Source organism: Bacillus sp. FSL M8-0063 (assembly GCF_038005545.1).
Classification (GTDB): domain Bacteria; phylum Bacillota; class Bacilli; order Bacillales; family Bacillaceae_G; genus Bacillus_A; species Bacillus_A wiedmannii.
The window spans coordinates 4,316,076-4,331,873 of record NZ_JBBOTJ010000001.1 but is presented as its reverse complement, the minus strand read 5'-3'; the positions used below and the strand labels follow the sequence as shown (position 1 = coordinate 4,331,873).

The following is a 15,798-nucleotide window of genomic DNA, read 5'->3' as shown; positions in this document are numbered from 1 at the left end:
ACCTTTCTATCCTTTAGAACTTAATGTGTTGTGATAATTTTTGCATATAGAAGGAACGAATTAAAAGGAAAAATATAACTTCAACTGTTCCAAAAATCATCAGTACGACTGTAATCTCAGCGAAGAACGAGAGATGTAATATTTCTTGTAGCATCTTTGTCGCAAACATCGTATGAATCGATGCCATAATGTATGGAACAAAGAACAGAATCGCAAGTTGAATGGTAGCAGATCGTTTCATTTCGGCTTCTGTTAAACCAATTTTTGTAATCGTTACATACTTTTCTTGCTCATTTGTTAAATCTGTATACATCCTGAAGTAAAGAACACTACCAGCACCAATAAAGAAAATAACACCTAAGAAAGTACCAATTAAGAAGAACGAAGCGACATTTAGTTTAGTTGTGTATAGAGAATCGCTTGCTTCACTTGCATGGAATGGTGGGTGCTCAGCTTTGATCGTTTCATTATCATTAATAATTTTTGTTATAAATTCCGAACCGATGTTATGTGCTTTTTCCCATTCGTTAACTTTAAAGCTATATACACTCATCTGTTTTGAAGCTGATGATAATGCCTCTACATTTGCATCAGATAATACGAGTAATGTTGAGATTAAGCTGTTTGGGAAAGGATTATAATTTTTATATTCTTTCACTTGGAGCTGTAGGCTGTTTTGAGTAAGTGTAAGAATATCTTTCCGTTCTGTATCATAAATTGTGCCAATGAATTGATCATCTATGTCTTTTATAAGGATATAAGATTCATTATTTTTCACGTTGAGATGTTCCCAATTTAACGCCTTAGCAAGTATATTGTAATCACTTTGTTTAATTGCATAATAGAGCTTTGGGTTTTCTTCAGCCGAAGATACTTCATATATATCCGTTTTAAGTTTTTTATAAGTAAAGTGCTCTTCATTAAATTTTTGTTCTAACCAATTTAAATGTTCATCCGCTAACGTATTTTCAGTATGTGATAAATACGTAAAAGGGAAAGGGTTTTGTCTTATTGCATCAAACTTTGTAAATTTCCCAAAACCGTATAAGAATGTAATCATAGTAAAAGCGAGTGTTGATAGCATCGCTACAATAAAGAGCATGTTAATGTTTGTCCGAATGCGCGCTGCTAAATCAGAAATCCAAAGCATATTCGTACGCTTCATATAAAATGTTCTTCGCGTTTTTAATATACGAATGAGTAAAAAACTAATTTGTGAAAAGAAAAAATATGTTCCAGCTGCAACAAGTGAAGGAATGACGAATATGCTAGAGACGGCATATAGGATTCCAATCATATCACCTAGGGACATAAAATATAACGGATTTGCTGCTAATACATATCCAGTTATTAAACATGTCGCACCAAATAGAGAGATGAGCACGGATGCTTTTCTTTCTTTTTGCTTTGTTCCTTCTTTTAAAAGACGTACAGCCTTTCTCGTCCGAATGAGCATCGGCGTAAAAGATGAAACGAGAATGAAGAGTCCAAGAAAGATGATCGTAGTTAAAATAATAGCACTCGTCGGCCAATATAAATATAAACCAGGTACATGTGTAATTTTGGCGGTAACTAATAGAAAGAACTGTGAAAAGACAAGTCCAAGTTGAATGCCGAAAAATATGGAAAGAACACCAATTAGCATGTTTTCTAGAAATACGAGTCTTTTTAATTGCTTTTGAGATATGCCAAGTACTGTTAAAATCCCAAATTGCTTTTTTCGTACTTTTAAGAAAGTACCGATTGAATATAGTAAAAAGAAAAACGAAAAGAATACAATGACAACTTCTGAAATTGTCATTAATATGTTCAGAGCAACATTTACGTCTGTCATATGCAATTTAGGATGAAATAAATAAACTGCAAATGAGAAAAAAATAGCAATGGAAAACGCACTGCTTACAAAATAGGCGAAATAAGCTCTGGCGTTCCGAGTCACGTTTTTAAATGCAAACTGCCAAAATGTCATTCACCTAAGCCTCCTAATAAAGTGAAGATGAAAAAAGTATGAAAGATACTCTTTTCATCACGTTTGTTTTAAATAATTTGTCCATTCGTATACTGTGATAATTTTTGCATGTAAAGTGAACGAATGAATAAGAAAAATACAACTTCAACGAATCCAAAAATAATAAGAACGGCTGAAACTTCTTTGAACAAAGATAAACCAATTACATCTTGTAGCATTTTCGTTGCAAACATTGTATGAATGGATGCCATAATGTAAGGAACGAAAAATAAAATACTAAGCTGAATGGTCGCAGATCGTTTCATCTCTTCATCTGTCACACCGATCTTAGAAATTGTTATATACTTCTCTTGTTCATTCGTCAAATCTGTATACATTCTAAAGTAAAGAACACTACCAGCTCCAATGAAGAAAATAACTCCTAAAAATGTCCCGATTAGGAAGAATGCGGCACTACCAGACGTTATTTTATATAACGTTCCTGCTGATTCAAAGGATCGAATAAGAGGTCCTTCATAATGGGAGTTATTTCGATCTTTTTGCACTTTTTCTATAAAATCATCAGCTATTTTATATGTCTGTTCCCAGTTTTGAATTTTGTAATTGTATGCTGATATATGCTTTACCGTGTTAGGTAAGTTATTTACGTGAATATCAGGCAAAACTATCGTTTGATATGAAAAGTCAGATGGAATCGCATTAACATGTTCATAGCCTTTTACTTTTAATTTCGTATTTGTACTAGAGAGTGTAATGTAATCTCTTTTGTAGCTTTGCTCAAATTCGTTGAATATAGTGATATAAGATGTCCCCGTTAACACGTATGCTTCGTTATTGTCCATAAATAGTTGTTTCATTCGTAAAGAACCCGCAAGTTTGTTATAGTCACTTTGCTTAATTGCGTATACGTCATTATAAATAGCTACACCTTTATCTTCTTCTAGTGGTGTTTCATATATATTAGTTTTGATTTTCTCATAAGGAAAATGCTCTTTTTGTAATTGGTGTTCAAGCCAATTTAAATGCTCAGTAACAAAAGGATTTGCATCATAAGAAAAATAAGAAATTGGGAAAGGAGAAATTCTATTAACTTCTAGCTTAACAAATTTCCCGAATCCATATAGGAACGTTATCATTGTGAAAGCAATAGTAGAGAGCATTGCTACAATAAAAAGCATATTAATATTCGTTCGAATACGGCTTGCTAAATCAGAAATCCAAAGCATATTAACCCGTTTCATATAAAACTTTCTTCTCGTTTTTAAAATGTAAATAAGTAAAAAACTAATTTGTGAAAAGAAAAAATATGTCCCAATTGTAACAAGCGTTGGGATAACAAAAATACTTGAAACCATATATATAACACCTATTTGCGGGCTTACTGATACGAAATATTTAGGATTTCCAGCTAAAGCATAACCACCTAATAAACAAATCGCACCAAATAAGGAAACAAGTATGGACGGTTTTTTTTCTTTTTGTTTTCCGCCATTTGTTTTTAAAAGGCGTACCGCTTTTTTTGTACGAATAAGCATTGGTGTGAATGTAGATACAATGATAAAAAGACTAAGGAAGACGATAGTCGTTAAAATAAAGGCGTTAATAGGCAAGTATAAATATATGCCTGGGACGTGCGTAATTTTTGCTGTGACTAATAAGAAAAATTGTGAAAATACAAGTCCAAACTGCATACCGAAAAAGATAGATAAAATACCGATTAACATATTTTCCATAAAAACGAGACGATGTAATTGCTTTCTCGATATACCTAAAACGGTCAAAACTCCGAATTGTTTTTTTCTAACTTTTAAAAAAGTACCAATGGAATATAGTAAAAAGAAGAAAGAGAAAAATACAATTACAACTTCTGAAAATATCATTAATCCTGAAATTTCAGCGTTCATGCTAAAGTTTTGTAATTTTGGATGGAATAAGTAAACAGCAAACGAAAAGAAAACAGCAATTGAAAAGGAACTGCTGACGAAATAAGCAAAATAAGCTCTGGAATTACGCGTTACATTTTTAAAGGCAAACTGCCAAAATGTCATAATATGTACCTCCCGCTAGAAGGCAAATATGTAGTTTTATTGCAAAAAATGTATGAGAGTGCGTTCTCATACATTTTGCTAGCATATGTTCCGATCATGCTTCGGTCACCTTCTCTGTATGCTCTGCTTGATTATTTGCAGCGTTGTGGAAGATGATTTTAATCGTCGTTCCTTTACCAACTTCAGAGTCTAGTTTCACAGAGTGACCTAAATAATCACAAATTTTACTTACAATATAAAGTCCCATACCAGTAGATTCTCCGAATGCGCGACCATTTTTTCCAGTGTAAAAAGGTTCAAATACTCTTCGAATATCTTCTTGTGGGATACCAACACCTTCATCACGAACTTCTAAAATAATATCTTTTCCGTTTCGGTAAGCAGATAAGAAAACTTTCTTTCCGCGCTCACCAGAGTAACGAACGGCATTTGTCATTAACTGATAAATAATGAATTTTAGCCATTTCGCATCAGAAGCAACTTTTAAATCGGAATGAACTTCTAAAACAGGGAAGACTCCGTTTCGAATGAATAGTTCTTTTAATCCGTTAATATTTTTTGTTACCGCATCTTTTAATGAAATCGTCTCAACATGGAAATCTTCATGGAAGTTATTTAATCTTGCCATATATAAAGCCATATCGAGTCCTTGATTTAATCGTTCTAATTCTTTTTTGAATTTCGGAATCAAGTGTTCATCTTCCATTTCTAGCACCATAAGTTGCATAACAGAAACAGGTGTCTTCATTTGATGCACCCAGTGATTAATAAATAATTGATGTTCTTGCTGTTTTACTTCATACGATTGTAGTTCTTTTTGGAATAGACGATACTGCGTGCGCACGAGTTCATTTACACCGTGAGGCATCGGAGCAGTTGCTCTTTCAATAAACGCATCTTCCATTTTCTCTGGTTGCTCACTTAATCTATGGTACATTCTACGATTGCGAACGTAACGATAAGCGAGGAAACAAATGAATAAATATAAACTTAAAACGACGAAGTAAAATTTATTATTTTGAAATCCATCTACTGCATCATAAAGAACGAAAATGATACCGAAGTTTAATACGTATAGTAGAAAAAATGCAAAATGATCACGTAAAAATAGCTTCATGCTTATTCACTCCAAGTTGCGTTAAAACGATACCCAAGTCCACGTACTGTTTCAATAGCATTTTCAATACCAAGCTCATTGAACTTTTTACGAAGACGCGTAATGTTTACGTTTAATGTATTTTCTTCAACGAAGCTTTCGTCATCCCATAGGGCAGCTAATAAATCTTCACGGCTCGCTGTACGAGGGAATTTAGATAATAACATTTCTGCTAAAATAGCTTCTTTTTTCGTTAAAAGAACTTGCTCAGCACCGAAATGAATTTCTGGACGTTCCGGGAATAATTTTAGTCCTTCTACTTCAACGATACGTTCAGAAATATTTGGGGCATAATCACCGTAAATACGGCGTAATTGACCTTTAATTTTCGCCATTACAACGTCATAGTGGAATGGTTTTGTAATATAATCATCCGCACCGCTTTCAATCGCCATAATTTGTTCCATCTCACCAGCACGAGCTGAAATGAAAATAATTGGACAAGTAGATTCATGACGAATTTGACGGCACCAGTAGAAACCATCGAATTTCGGTAAGTTTACATCAAGTAAAACAAGGTGTGGTTTCACTGCGTTAAACGATTCCATAATATCATCGAAATTCTCCGCTACCACAGCCTCATAACCGTACTTCTGAATGTGAGATTGCAGTAATGATGAAATATTTGGATCGTCTTCAACGATTAAAATTTTATACATATGTATATTCCTCCTCAAAAAAACAATTGTAGCTATAGTGTATCATGTGTTTCAAGTCTTTTCATTATGTTGAAAGATAAGCTAGTAAACAGTATAGGTCAAAAGCGGAAAAAGTAAAAAAGGCCTCGTATATAATTGACAATTAACTGAAATCATTTTAACATTTAGATAAATATCTAAATGTCTAATTAGTGAAAGGAAGAAAGACATTGAATCAAGCATTCAAAGCATTAGCAGATCCAACAAGGCGAAAAATTTTAGACTTATTAAAAGAAGGCGATCTAACCGCTGGTGAGATTGCTGAACAATTTAATATGACAAAACCAAGTATTTCACACCACTTAAACGCACTGAAAAATGCTGAACTTATTCAAGATGAAAAGAAAGGTCAATTTGTTGTGTACTCTTTAAACACAACTGTCTTTCAAGATTTATTAACGTGGGTGTTTACATTTACGAATAAGGGGGAAGAGGGGAAATGAGGAAGCATATATTTCCGTTACTATTAATTGCTTTAACGATTATTGCATGGTGTGTCGCGTGGCCGCATTTACCAGGTGAAGTTCCGAGCCATTGGAATGTTGCTGGGGAGGTAGATGGACATATGTCTAAAATGGGAGGGATGATTTTTGATGTAGCAATTATGGTTTTTATATATGCTTTATTAACCGTATTGCCTAAGATAGATCCGAAGCATAAAAACTATGATAAGTTTTCTAAAGGATATAATGTAATAAATTATAGCGTATTAATCTTATTATTTTTAGTAAATATCATTGGAATTGGGGCTGGATTAGGTTATGACATTCCAATGAATAGTACACCGCATATTCTTGTTGGTCTTTTATTTATAGTCATCGGCAATTATTTACCACAATGTAAACCAAACTACTTTGTAGGTATAAAAACACCGTGGACGTTAAGTAACGAAGAAGTATGGAGAAAAACGCACCGTTTTAGCGGAAAGGTGTTTGTTGTATTAGGAGTTATTATGATTTTAAGTATTGTTGCACCGGTAGAGTGGAAAGCTTTCCTAATCATTGGCATTATTATCGGTGCAGTAGGATTAACAATGGGATATTCCTACGTCGCTTATAAAAAAGAACTAAAAATATAAATAAAAGCTGCTTTTCCTTTTAAGGAGGAGCAGCTTTATTTTTTATTTCTTCAAAACCGGTATCCAAATTGCACTTTTAAAGTTTGGAGAGGATGTATCTTTCTGTTCATTCCACAATATTTCTGGTCCTTCCGCTAGTTCATAGTTTGAGGAAGGAAACCATTCGGAATAAATGCGTCCCCATACATTTTGTAATGTTTCAGGAAATGGACCGACAGCTTCAAATACGGCCCACGTTGAAGCTGCGACTTCAAGTTGTGCGAATTGCTCTGGACAATCTTTCGTTGAGGCTACTCCAATGTAGTGATCGAGTTCTCCCTTTTCCTCCATTCTTCCTTCAGAAAAGTTAGTAGAAGCACTAATGATTCCATTCGGTTCCATGTTTGAAAGGGACTTTAACGTTTGAATGGACTCTGGATTTAAACTTTTCCACATAGAAGCAATTTCTTCATTTACACCGTTAAATACAATCGGTACGCGTTTTGTAATACCAATAATTCGAAATGGTTCTTTTTTTTCAATTCGATAGTTCATTTCGTTTCCTCCTTGAATCGATAACTGGAAGGTCATTGGTGAATAAGCTTTCAAAGAATGACTACTATTTCGGGCCTCTGAAGGCGTTATGCCGTGCAAGTTTTGAAAGGCACGTGCAAAAGAGTCTGGTGAGTTGTACCCATATTTTATAGCGACATCAATGACTTTTGCATCGCTGTTTTTTAGTTCAAAAGCAGCAAGAGTAAGACGTCTACAGCGAATATATTCTGACAGTGATATGCCAGCTAGGAAAGAAAACATTCTTTTGAAATGATATTCAGAGCAGTAAGCTATTTTTGCGACTTCTTTAAAATCAATTTCATCTGTTAGGGTGTTTTCAATATACTGCATTGCTGCATTCATGTTTTTAAGTGAATCCATACGATGACCTCCTTGTTAAATAGAATAGCAGGAACAAAATAGCTCCATCCGACATTTCATGCACAATTTTGTAGGGTACATTTTTAACCTTACAAAATTGTAATGTTCCTGTAAGGAGAATGAATGGATGGTATGATATCCCAATGTTATAGTAACAAAGTACTTTTGTTCAGTAGGTTAAATTTTTATATCTTTACTTATGCGTCTTACATAACTGTCATGTTTGTGTAAGAAACATCGATAGTGGCAAGAGTAGAGAGTGTATATAGTTGAAAATAGAGAATAGAAGAAATGAGGGATGTCGAGATGAAAACAGTGTTAGAAGCAAAAAATATTGAAAAAGTGTATGACACGGGTGGTAATAAATTTGCAGCGTTAAAAGGTATTAACTTACAAGTAAAAGAAGGTGAGTTCGTTGGAATTATGGGACCTTCTGGTTCGGGTAAGACGACGCTACTAAACGTTCTTTCTACAATTGATAATGCGACGAACGGTGAAATTTTAATTGATGGAAAAGATATCGTGAAGATGAACGATGATAAGTTAGCGTTATTCCGCCGTGATCATTTAGGGTTCATTTTCCAAGATTATAATTTATTAGATACGTTAACGGTAAAAGAGAACATTGCGTTACCTCTTGCGTTATCAAAGGTGAAAGCGAGTGAAATTGATCGCCGCGTTCTTGAAATCTCAAAGAAATTTGGTATTGATCATATTTTAAGTCAGTTCCCATATCAAGTGTCGGGTGGACAGAAGCAGCGCTGCGCAGCATCGCGTGCGATTGTTACAAGTCCTAGTATGATATTTGGTGACGAGCCGACGGGAGCACTTGATTCTAAATCAGCGACAGATTTATTAGAAAGCATGAAGTCGTTAAATGAATATGATAACTCTACAATTTTAATGGTAACACACGATGCGTTTGCCGCAAGTTATTGTAAACGAGTTATTTTCATTAAAGATGGTGAGTTATATAAAGAATTGCACCGGGGTGAATCAACACGTAAACAGTTCTTCCAAAAAGTCGTTGACGTAATGTCTTCCATTTCTGGAGGTATGGCTGATGACCTTATCTAGCATTGCCCTCCGCAACATACAGCGGAACTTTAAAGACTACTTTGTATATTTTGCATCTATGATTTTTAGTATCGTCATTTATTTTACATTTAAGGCGTTGCAGTATAATTCACAAATGGAAAAAGCTGCGGAAGCTTCTAAAAAAATTAGCGGAGCATTTCAAGTTTCAAGTGTGATGCTTATTATTTTCGTGGCAGTGTTCATTATATATTCAAACGGTTTCTTTACACGGAAGCGTAAAAAAGAAGTTGGGCTATATTCCTTATTAGGTATTCGAAAAAGACAAATAGGTAAAATGCTCTTTTATGAAAATATGTTAATGGGATTAATGTCATTAGTAATCGGTATTGCGATCGGTAGCGTTCTTTCAAAACTATTCCTTGAACTACTAATAAATATGATGGGAATAAACTTAAACGTTCATTTTGAAGTACCGATGGCTGCAGTTATTGATACAGCAATTATTTTCTTTGTAATTATTTTGTATACATCACTTCAAGGATATCGTTTAATTTATCGATTTAAGTTAATTGAACTTTTCCGCGCAGAACGTGAAGGAGAGGCAATGCCAAAAGGATCTGTCATTATGGCGTTAATTTCAGTTTTCTTAATCGGCTCAGGTTATTTCTTAGCGTTAATGTTTATGAAGGCAGTTATGTATGCAAACTTTATGGTAGTTGCACTTTATATATTACTTGCAACAGTATTAGGTACGTATTTACTATTTATGTTCTTTACAGTATTCGTATTGAAACGTGCAAGAAATAATAAGTCAGCGTTTTATAATGGTATGAATATGATAACGACTTCACAGTTACTATACCGTATTAAAGGAAATGCAAAGTCACTTGCGACAATTTCTATTTTAAGTGCAGTAACATTAACAGCTGTTGGTACGTCAGTTACGATGTATTACAACACATTTACGCAATCAAAAACATCCATGCCATACAGTTACTCTTATGAGAAAAAAGATGCAGAATTGGATAAGAAAGTAAATGCAATTCTTGTGGAGGAGAAGCAGGATCACCCTGTTAAAGATCAATTTGAAATTGAAACGGTTCCTGTCAAAGGGAAATTCGAAGGAGATAAAGTTGATTTCATTCTTAATATGAATTACACGATTTCAGAGAAATATCAGTTTATATCTCAATCTGAATTCAACAAAATTGCGAAAAAAATTGATGCGGAAACAGTGAATGTAGCTACTGGCGAAGCATTTATATATGATAGTTCTTATATGGAAGGGTATGAGTTTAGCCCTGAATATAAAGGAAATAAAGCGGTATTCCAAATTGGAAATGAAACGAAGACATTGACGATCCAAGGTGTAAATAATACTGCAATTACGAACTTAGGTGAATTAGTTGTTGTCGTTCCAGATGAAATGTATGAACAAGCGAAGCAAGCATTTGGAACACGTGTTGTAAAAAATATTGATGTAAAAGATGAAAGAAACAGTAAAGTATTAACAGAAAAATTAACAAAAGTGATGCCAGCTGGTGAATCAGAAATGGCACCACCATTTAGAGACTTCTACACTGGTTTCCATATGGGACTTGAAGCAACTGGACTAATGATGTTCATCGGACTATTCTTAGGCTTAGTCTTCCTATTAGCGACAGGCTCCATTATTTACTTCAAGCAGCTTACAGAAGCAAGTGCTGACCGTGATCGTTACATTGTCCTTCATAAAGTTGGTGTAACGAAACAAGAGATGAAGAAAGCTATTGCAAAACAAGTGAGCTTTATCTTTGCAATTCCACTAGTAATCGGAATTCTACACAGTTTGTTTGCATTAAAAGGTTTAGGAAACATACTACCATTTGAAATTATGGTTCCGCTTCTAATTAGTATCGGAGTATATAGCGTTATTTATATCGGATATTACTTCTTAACAGTTCGTTCTTATTATAAGATTGTGAGTGCGAAGTAATGCAAGAGTTGTTTTTATCTTAGTAAAAAAGCATCCGACTAACATGTTAGTCGGATGCTTTTTTTGTCTATACGTGAGCTTTATTTTCGTCCGAACTATCAAACATGTCCATTACTTTAAAAATACCTTCCAATAGCAAGGTACATAAAATAGCGAAAATTAATACGGCATGAGGTGATAATTCAACTGATGTGAAGTTAAGGTCTGCCAACCAAAAGTAACCTACATAAAAACTTAAAAATGTGCTAACAGCCGAAAGTGTAAATCCTAAAAATCCTAATTCCTTTAATTTTTCCTCAGATAATTTACATAAACGTAAAACAATAGAGAAGAGAATTCCTACTATGAAAAATCCCATACATAATGCGAACAATGATATTATGCTTGGATACTTAACTTCATCGGGCATCCACTTTTTCATTCCCACTATTAAAAAGGTAGGGACAAGAATAGGTAATAAAAGTGGTAGCACTATTTGTATAGCTGCAAATAATGCATTTGATTTATTATCGTTTTGATTATTCATAAAGCCTCCAAAAATGATTTCTATACTAATTCCAAATATCTTAGAGGATTTTAACATAAAAATAGTAACTTCGCTATACAAAATCGGAGTAGGATCATGATCATTCATGGTAAATAAACAAGCTGACTTATTTGTATATGTTTGATTCGCTTATCTTTGGAATTCAATTTTTTATGTTTGTTTATAGTAAAGATGAAAATTTCCTTCATCTTCATAAAATCTTAAGAAATCTCCTCAATATTTGTTAAGAAACGATAGTTATACTTAAACACAAGTTAAAAACTATTGAACGAATGGAGAGAGAGTATATGCAGCTCATAACATTCTTAACTGAATTTATAAAACATCCGAAACATATTGGTGCGGTTGTACCGAGCTCAAAAATATTAGCAAGGAAAATGGTAGATGTAATTGATTTTAATAGAGCGAAATGTATTGTAGAGCTAGGGCCTGGTACAGGAGCTTTTACGAAAGAGATTATGAAGAGAAAGAAGAAGGAGACAATATTTCTTCTTGTTGAAATTAATGAAGTATTTTTTAAAGAGTTAAAGAGAAAATTTAAAGATGAGCAGAACGTGATTGTTATACACGGTTCAGCTGAAAATATAAAGAAGTATATGGAACAATTAAATATAGAATGTATTGATTACGTCTTATCAGGATTGCCTTTCACTTCTTTACGAGAAGAGGTTTCAAAGCGCATTTTAAACAGTGTAATGGAAACGATACATGAGAACGGGGAATTTATTACATTTCAATATTCACTTGTGAAAAAAGGATTTATACAGAATTTCTTTCCTGAAATTACACTAGAAAAGGTGTGGCTTAATTTCCCACCAGCTTACGTCTTTAGTTGTAGAAAAGAGCTAAGGAGAGCATATGCATAATGGAGTTACATGAATTAATGTCATACATTGAGCAGTATGGTTATTGGGCACTATTTTTTTGTTTATGGCTTGGTATTATCGGTATGCCGATTCCAGATGAAATGATTGTCATGAGCGGTGGATTTGTATCATCAATGGGGATATTAAGTATGATTCCAGCCTTTTTATTAACGTATTTAGGTGTTGTATCAGGTCTTTCTTTAGGGTATATACTAGGGAAAATATTTGGCATAAAAGTGCTTAATAAATTGATGAAAAAGAAAAAGGCAAAGTACCTTTTAAAATCACAAGAAATAGTAGGGAAATATGGTCATTATGCATTAGTAATAAGTTATTTTATCCCCGTTGTGAGACATATCGTACCGTATTTGGTTGGAATGAATAATATGTCATTTAAAACGTATGCATTGTATTCCTATATGGCAGGACTTGTTTGGACGCTAGCTTATTTTATGCTGGGCTCTCTATTCGGAAAACAGATAGAAACGATTGTAGCACTTGCGACGAAATATGGGATGTATTTAGGCGGGGGCATTATGATCATTACTATCATTTCTTATGTGTACATTCAAAAGAGGAATGCAGTAGTGAGTGAAATAAAGCAACATTCATAGTTTGGTAAATGATGCTGGAGGAGATTTTGTGAGTAAAGGAACGATACTTATCGTGGACGATGAGAAGGAAATTAGAAAACTTATCACTATCTATTTGAAGAATGAAGGTTACGAAGTATTACAAGCTGGAGATGGTGAAGAGGGTTTAGAAATAGTAAAGAAAAGAGACGTGCATCTAATCGTCCTTGATATTATGATGCCGAAAATAGATGGTATTCATATGTGTATGAAAGTGAGAGAAATAGCGGAAATGCCTATTATTATGCTTTCGGCAAAAACGCAAGATATGGACAAGATTTTAGGATTAACAACTGGGGCAGATGATTACGTAGCCAAACCATTTAATCCACTGGAACTCATTGCTCGTATTAAATCACAACTTCGGAGATATATGAAAATGAGCGGGACAAGTGTACAGGATGAAAATGAAATAGAAATTGGAGATATGAAAATTAATATAGTAACACGGCAGGTCATTATTGCAAATAAAGAGGCGAAATTGACACCGAGAGAGTTTGAGGTATTAGAATTGCTTGCACGAAATCAAGGAATGGTATTAAATGCAGCACAAATTTATGAAAGAGTATGGAAAGAGCAAGCTTTCCAATCCGATAATACTGTGATGGTACATATTCGGAAAATACGTGAAAAGATAGAGGCGATTCCAAGGAAGCCTCGGTACATTAAAACGGTATGGGGAGTTGGCTATAAGATTGAGAAAGATATTTGAACCGATAATATGGATGAATCAAGTTTTTAAAAAAATGATAGGTAAAATAGTGAGTTATTTGGAAAAGAGCATACGGATACAGCTAATGGCTACATTTACTTTTTGTACGTTACTCGGGGTATTAGTAGGATGGTCTTCATCTTCTTTTTTCGAGGATGCGAATAAAATTTCTATCATTGATTATGCATCAGGTATGGAAGCCATTGATGGACAGACACAAAGGCTTGTTGAAAGTATAACCGAGGAAGGTAAGGAAATTAATATACAAGAATTGCTTGATCAATTGAATCACCAAAATCAACTGAAGATTTTAATAATAGATGAGAATGGGAAAGTCGTTTATAAAACAAAGGGAGCGCCGGAAGAACAAATCAATCTTCATGAGACGATGCGTAATGTGATGGATTTTAAAATGGATCAAGTACGATATGTAGAGGCGCAAAATTTAATTCAAGATGGAACTGAACAAAAGCGTAAGGAGTTTACAACTTTTTATCCGGTTACTGTTAATACGGAAAATATGTATATCATTGCAAGTGGTATACCACAAGGAAATGTGAAGTATATAGTGAATGATAGCAGCCCATTTCCATCTTTACTAGGTTTTATCACTTTTATACTATCTTTCTTTTATATAACGAAAAGGAAGATGAATCAGATTGAAGCGATGGCAGAAGGAGTAAGGGAGTTTTCGAAAGGTAATTTACAATATAAAATCAAACAGGCAGGTCAAGATGAAATAGGTTTATTAACTTCTAATATTAATCAAATGGCAGAAAAGCTTTTGGCTAATATAGAAAAGGAAAAACAAATAGAGAAGCAAAAAAGTGAATTGATTACAAATGTATCACATGATTTAAGAACACCACTTACTTCTATTATGGGGTATTTACGTTTACTAGGTGATGCGAAATATGAAAATAAAGAACAGCATGATGAGTATATAAAAATTGCCTTTTCAAAATCAGAGCAGTTGAAGATGTTAATAGAAGATTTGTTTGAGTATACAAAACTAACAGATGAAAATATGGCGTTAGATTCGCAAGAAGTGTGTATAAATGAACTACTTGATCAATTAATAGAAGAGTTAGTACCACAAGCGGAGGAGCATAATATTTCTTTTGTAAAAGAATTTCAAGAAGGTCGTATATATGCTGTTGTGGACTCAGAAAAAATGGTACGTGTGTTTGAAAATCTTTTAATAAATGCAATTAAATACAGTATAGATAAAGCAGAAATTCGGGTTTTACTTCAAAGAGAAGAACAGCATATCAAAATTTCTATAGCGAATCATAGTGAAGAATTTACAAAAATAGAATTAGAGAATTTGTTTGAGCGTTTTTATAAAAAAGATCAATCGAGAAGTAGAGCTGTAGAAGGTTCAGGTTTGGGGCTTGCAATTGCAAAAAGCATTGTTGAATTGCACAAAGGAGAAATTCGAGCAGAATATGAAAATGGGGTTATTCAATTTATTATCTTATTGCCAATTTAATTAGAAGAGCACTAGGAAATTTGGTTACATTTTAATACGTAATAGCGTCGCGATGGATTTAGAGGAAGTCCTTTAAGTGGAAATATCTGAGAAGAGGAGAATAGAAAGTTTCATGAAAAAAATAAGTGCGTTTATCGTATTAATTATAGTTGGAGTTACATTACTTATAGGAAAGGGGGGACCGATTGTAGATCAACTCAATCCATTTATTAAAGAAGATATTTATTATGCTGTTGTTGATAATGATGGTAAATATGGAGCTGAAAACAAAGGTTTTGCTAGATGGGAATATAAATTCAAAGGATATAATGAATCTGGTCAAGAGCAAAAGATTGCGATGACTGCTTCAAAACATTTAAGAATAGGAGCATATTTAAAGATTAGATCTAAAGGAAGTTATGGTATGGAATGGGAAGAAGTACAAATAGATGAAATACCTAAGAAAGTAAAAGAGAAAGTACAAATACAACATAATTAGTTATAGAAATTATAAGTGGCATTCCATGGATAAGATAACGAGCAAGCTTCGAAGATTGTAGCAGTATATGATAAGTTCTAAATTTTTTATAAAGAAGATAAAGTTTATCTTAACTTTATTTAAACTGCATTTCTTCTGTGTACAATGACTAGTATTCTATAGTATGTAGATAAAAAATAGTAGGGAGTAGCAGG

General features: G+C 33.7%; 15 protein-coding genes. 9 read left to right on the top strand and 6 right to left on the bottom strand.

Going from position 1 to position 15,798, the window contains the following annotated elements:
* Nucleotides 1-13: 13 nt before the first annotated feature.
* The 4 genes from MKX31_RS22215 to MKX31_RS22200 form a co-directional block, all read right to left on the bottom strand.
* On the bottom strand, nt 14-1,969 hold the full coding sequence (locus MKX31_RS22215; RefSeq protein WP_064474454.1) for an ABC transporter permease: 1,956 nt from the start codon (nt 1,967-1,969) through the stop codon (nt 14-16).
* Between the two features lie 68 nt (nt 1,970-2,037).
* A complete protein-coding gene (locus MKX31_RS22210; RefSeq protein ID WP_340981519.1) occupies nt 2,038-4,017 on the bottom strand; it encodes an ABC transporter permease in 1,980 nt (659 codons plus the stop codon).
* A gap of 94 nt (nt 4,018-4,111) precedes the next feature.
* Complete coding sequence (locus MKX31_RS22205) at nt 4,112-5,134, bottom strand: sensor histidine kinase (RefSeq protein ID WP_000765337.1); 1,023 nt, start codon at nt 5,132-5,134, stop codon at nt 4,112-4,114.
* Nucleotides 5,135-5,136: 2 nt separating this feature from the next.
* Entirely contained in the window at nt 5,137-5,832 is a 696-nt protein-coding gene (locus tag MKX31_RS22200; protein ID WP_000276736.1) for a response regulator transcription factor, read from the bottom strand.
* Nucleotides 5,833-6,041: 209 nt separating this feature from the next.
* Between MKX31_RS22200 and MKX31_RS22195 the strand changes: the two genes are divergently transcribed.
* Both MKX31_RS22195 and MKX31_RS22190 read left to right on the top strand, forming a co-directional pair.
* Nucleotides 6,042-6,314 carry an autorepressor SdpR family transcription factor gene (locus MKX31_RS22195; RefSeq protein WP_001070536.1) on the top strand — a complete coding sequence of 91 codons (273 nt, stop codon included), beginning with the start codon at nt 6,042-6,044 and terminating at the stop codon, nt 6,312-6,314.
* Entirely contained in the window at nt 6,311-6,949 is a 639-nt protein-coding gene (locus tag MKX31_RS22190; RefSeq protein ID WP_064474456.1) for an SdpI family protein, read from the top strand. Before MKX31_RS22195 ends, MKX31_RS22190 begins: the two co-directional genes overlap by 4 nt.
* A gap of 42 nt (nt 6,950-6,991) precedes the next feature.
* Here the strand turns inward: MKX31_RS22190 and MKX31_RS22185 are convergent, their stop codons facing one another.
* A complete protein-coding gene (locus MKX31_RS22185; protein ID WP_064474457.1) occupies nt 6,992-7,864 on the bottom strand; it encodes an AraC family transcriptional regulator in 873 nt (290 codons plus the stop codon).
* A 306-nt stretch (nt 7,865-8,170) separates the two neighbouring features.
* Between MKX31_RS22185 and MKX31_RS22180 the strand changes: the two genes are divergently transcribed.
* On the top strand, nt 8,171-8,941 hold the full coding sequence (locus tag MKX31_RS22180) for an ABC transporter ATP-binding protein (protein ID WP_000859659.1): 771 nt from the start codon (nt 8,171-8,173) through the stop codon (nt 8,939-8,941).
* The gene (locus MKX31_RS22175; RefSeq protein WP_000176143.1) at nt 8,928-10,877 is read left to right on the top strand and encodes an ABC transporter permease; all 1,950 of its coding nucleotides are present in this window, start codon (nt 8,928-8,930) and stop codon (nt 10,875-10,877) included. The genes MKX31_RS22180 and MKX31_RS22175 overlap by 14 nt, the downstream gene beginning before the upstream one ends.
* A gap of 67 nt (nt 10,878-10,944) precedes the next feature.
* Here the strand turns inward: MKX31_RS22175 and MKX31_RS22170 are convergent, their stop codons facing one another.
* Entirely contained in the window at nt 10,945-11,403 is a 459-nt protein-coding gene (locus MKX31_RS22170) for a hypothetical protein (RefSeq protein WP_001064712.1), read from the bottom strand.
* Nucleotides 11,404-11,711: 308 nt separating this feature from the next.
* On the opposite strand from MKX31_RS22170, the gene MKX31_RS22165 reads away from it, so the two are divergent.
* The 5 genes from MKX31_RS22165 to MKX31_RS22145 all read left to right on the top strand — a co-directional run bounded on the left by MKX31_RS22165 (nt 11,712) and on the right by MKX31_RS22145 (nt 15,604).
* Nucleotides 11,712-12,290, top strand: a complete 579-nt coding sequence (locus MKX31_RS22165; protein ID WP_001176096.1) for a class I SAM-dependent methyltransferase — start codon at nt 11,712-11,714, stop codon at nt 12,288-12,290.
* Nucleotides 12,290-12,904 carry a DedA family protein gene (locus MKX31_RS22160; protein WP_000418951.1) on the top strand — a complete coding sequence of 205 codons (615 nt, stop codon included), beginning with the start codon at nt 12,290-12,292 and terminating at the stop codon, nt 12,902-12,904. The genes MKX31_RS22165 and MKX31_RS22160 overlap by 1 nt, the downstream gene beginning before the upstream one ends.
* Before the next feature lie 28 nt (nt 12,905-12,932).
* On the top strand, nt 12,933-13,634 hold the full coding sequence (locus tag MKX31_RS22155) for a response regulator transcription factor (RefSeq protein WP_000033681.1): 702 nt from the start codon (nt 12,933-12,935) through the stop codon (nt 13,632-13,634).
* The gene (locus tag MKX31_RS22150; protein ID WP_064474458.1) at nt 13,618-15,126 is read left to right on the top strand and encodes a sensor histidine kinase; all 1,509 of its coding nucleotides are present in this window, start codon (nt 13,618-13,620) and stop codon (nt 15,124-15,126) included. Before MKX31_RS22155 ends, MKX31_RS22150 begins: the two co-directional genes overlap by 17 nt.
* Nucleotides 15,127-15,238: 112 nt before the next feature.
* Nucleotides 15,239-15,604: a YxeA family protein gene (locus MKX31_RS22145; RefSeq protein ID WP_064474459.1), complete on the top strand. Its 366-nt coding sequence runs from the start codon at nt 15,239-15,241 to the stop codon at nt 15,602-15,604.
* Nucleotides 15,605-15,798 lie beyond the last annotated feature (194 nt).

Bases quoted from the DNA above. Each gene is read 5' to 3' on its own strand.
- MKX31_RS22215 (WP_064474454.1), bottom strand. From the start codon at position 1,969: ATGACATTTTGGCAGTTTGCATTTAAAAACGTGACTCGGAACGCCAGA.
- MKX31_RS22210 (WP_340981519.1), bottom strand. From the start codon at position 4,017: ATGACATTTTGGCAGTTTGCCTTTAAAAATGTAACGCGTAATTCCAGA.
- MKX31_RS22205 (WP_000765337.1), bottom strand. From the start codon at position 5,134: ATGAAGCTATTTTTACGTGATCATTTTGCATTTTTTCTACTATACGTA.
- MKX31_RS22200 (WP_000276736.1), bottom strand. From the start codon at position 5,832: ATGTATAAAATTTTAATCGTTGAAGACGATCCAAATATTTCATCATTA.
- MKX31_RS22190 (WP_064474456.1), top strand. From the start codon at position 6,311: ATGAGGAAGCATATATTTCCGTTACTATTAATTGCTTTAACGATTATT.
- MKX31_RS22185 (WP_064474457.1), bottom strand. From the start codon at position 7,864: ATGGATTCACTTAAAAACATGAATGCAGCAATGCAGTATATTGAAAAC.
- MKX31_RS22180 (WP_000859659.1), top strand. From the start codon at position 8,171: ATGAAAACAGTGTTAGAAGCAAAAAATATTGAAAAAGTGTATGACACG.
- MKX31_RS22175 (WP_000176143.1), top strand. From the start codon at position 8,928: ATGACCTTATCTAGCATTGCCCTCCGCAACATACAGCGGAACTTTAAA.
- MKX31_RS22170 (WP_001064712.1), bottom strand. From the start codon at position 11,403: ATGAATAATCAAAACGATAATAAATCAAATGCATTATTTGCAGCTATA.
- MKX31_RS22165 (WP_001176096.1), top strand. From the start codon at position 11,712: ATGCAGCTCATAACATTCTTAACTGAATTTATAAAACATCCGAAACAT.
- MKX31_RS22160 (WP_000418951.1), top strand. From the start codon at position 12,290: ATGGAGTTACATGAATTAATGTCATACATTGAGCAGTATGGTTATTGG.
- MKX31_RS22145 (WP_064474459.1), top strand. From the start codon at position 15,239: ATGAAAAAAATAAGTGCGTTTATCGTATTAATTATAGTTGGAGTTACA.